A 2,393-nucleotide genomic window follows, 5' to 3' on the forward strand; every position below is an offset into this window, starting at 1 on the left:
CGGAAGCTAAGACCCACAGCGCCGATGGTACTGCATCCGGGAGGGTGTGGGAGAGTAGGTCACCGCCGGACAAATTGTGGGGTGAGGCCCGTACCAGTGTTGGTACGGGCCTCACCTGTTTAACCCGCCAACCCTAGTCCCGGGGTCCGGTCCCGAGCGGCCGGCCCGGGATCCCCCTGCAGGGCACGCCGGTCTGTGTGGGTCAGGCTACGAAGATACAGAATGGATGTCCGGCCGGATCGGTGTAGACATACAACGGTTCTTCGCGGTCATCCGTGCGATCAAAGAGGAGCTCCGCGCCCAACGCCAGTGCCCTGGCATGTTGGTCTGCGAGGGTCTTCCGGTTGGGGACAGTGAGGTCCAGGTGCATCTGCTTGGGCACATCCGGCCGGGGCCAGGTAGTCCGCGCGAGCTGATCCACATGCTGGAACGCCAGCTTTCGGTTGCCGCGGGCATCGGTCAGTACCAGCCAATCAACGCCATCGCCGGTGCTGCCCGGTTGCGGTTCGTCTCCGGGGCGGTACTTGAGCCCGAGAAGCTGACGGTAGAACTCCGCCAGACCCCGGACATCGGGAGTATCCAGAACCGTGTGGAGGAGTTGGGGAAAGCCGGCCATAAGCGAACACTAACGGCCTGGACGGCTCCCGGCCACGCCGGGCCTCGAGTACCGGGTGCAACGGCCGTGGGTCCCAGCACGGATTTCGCACGCCGGCCAAATGATCCCCAAGCCGCGGTCATGAACAACCTATTGGGTCCGCCGATTCGCCAAACGAGGCCGGTGCCGTGCTCGTATCGGTTTCGGCTGCGGCTATGGGGTCATCGATGCAGCTATTCTCTCCGGGAATTCCTACGCGCCAACCATCTGGACACCCTCCAGCTCCGCCCTGGCTGTCATGGGCCGAGCGTCCGCAGGCAACAGTAGGTCAAATTGCGCAGCAGGATCCTTCACAGGCTTTTCCGGCGTAGGTACGGTAGGTCCTTTAGACACTCGTACCAATTTTGCGTACGGGAATATGGTTTGCGGTCGGGGGGTGTATCGGTTGCCAGCTACTAGGCTTTTCTGGTCACGAGTCAGGCAACTTGCCTGTTGTTGGCTGCCTCGTGACCACTCTAAGTTCCTGCGGGCAAGACCCTCCGTCCCCGGTTGAGCCGTCTCTGCCTACATTTAGCGGTGGTATCCCAATCCAGAAGACACCGAGTGAACCCCTGAAAGAAATACCCTGGACTCTAAACGATGTTGACGAATCAGAGCAGAGAATTCATCTCACAACCCAAAACTTTGAATGCGGCTTTCCTAAGTCAGCCTCCGTTGAGGAAAGCGAAGGCACCATCGCTCTCAAAATCTACGGGAAACCGTCGGCAGGGCCTTGCACGCAGGAACTGATTATTGTTCAAACATTTGTTCAGTTGCCACAACCTATCAATGGGCGGGAGATTGTCGGTGGAAAGCAGTCCGATCCCACATCGGGTGGCCACACCGCACGAGCTGCATAAGCGAAAGACTGCCGGTGCCGGCTTCATCCAAGAAGCTCTCGAGGCCAGGGTGCAGTGAAGCATTGTTTGTTTGGCTACGACTGTGACGGGCACATCAACCGTTGCATCTCCCGCTGCGGAGTCCTTGGCTCCCCGCAGCATTGGTGGTCCCTTGCCGTGGCATGTCGACAGGGAGCCGAATACTTGGTGGATCGCGCTGCTCTGCCGCGTTCACGCGAACGCCCACTGGGGGGAGCAACGAGCAGCTCCGATGGAGGAAGTCGTACGGGACCAGGGCCGCTACCTGCACTATTCACGGGACCGGCGGCGGTGGGTCAGGAGGCATCTCGCGGTTGGAAGCCCCAACTGATCGCGCCAGTGGCCTGTACACAGCCGACCCTTGGTGGGTAGAGCCCGATGCCAGCGTCCGGTTCCCTGCCACAGATCCGCTCCGAGCTGCCGCCCTGCCGGCGCCGGGCTCTTACTCTCCGCCAGATGGGCAAAACCCGGCGCTGAAGCGTGCGGCTGGGGCCGAGTTGCAACCGGGGTGAAACCTGTGTAAAGTCTTCTAAGTCGCCGCGGCCGGGACGCTGAGAAAGCGCCTGAGCATGGCGGCCAAACCCCTTCGGAAATATGAGCAGTTCCGGTGCGCCTTATGGCCCACGGAATGGCGCAGATAAACGAAGGTCGCAGCGAAGAAGAAAAGGAAAACATTGTTTTCCCGAGTATTTTCGGATTGCGTCTGTTGTTTGAGAACTCAATAGTGTGCCAAGTTTTATTGATACCAATTTAATTTAATTGGTTGAATCGACTGTTCCGCCCACCCCGTGGGCTGGAATGGTTTTTTTAGCTGGTTTCGAATTTAGTGCAGTGCCTGGCGGCCAATTTTCCTTGGCCCCGGCATTGTGTCTGTATGAACA

The 2,393-nt window shown here is 59.3% G+C and carries 1 protein-coding gene and 1 rRNA gene; one reads left to right on the forward strand and one right to left on the reverse strand.

The window, feature by feature from the left end; translation table 11 throughout:
- Positions 1-71 (forward strand): 5S ribosomal RNA (rrf, locus tag LOC57_RS16640); the annotation flags it as partial.
- Positions 72-202: 131 nt separating this feature from the next.
- Here the strand turns inward: rrf and LOC57_RS16325 are convergent.
- The gene (locus LOC57_RS16325) at positions 203-616 is read right to left on the reverse strand and encodes a VOC family protein (RefSeq protein ID WP_229960981.1); all 414 of its coding nucleotides are present in this window, start codon (positions 614-616) and stop codon (positions 203-205) included.
- Positions 617-2,393: the final 1,777 nt, after the last annotated feature.

The organism is Arthrobacter sp. zg-Y750 (assembly GCF_020907365.1).
Taxonomy (GTDB): domain Bacteria; phylum Actinomycetota; class Actinomycetes; order Actinomycetales; family Micrococcaceae; genus Arthrobacter_B.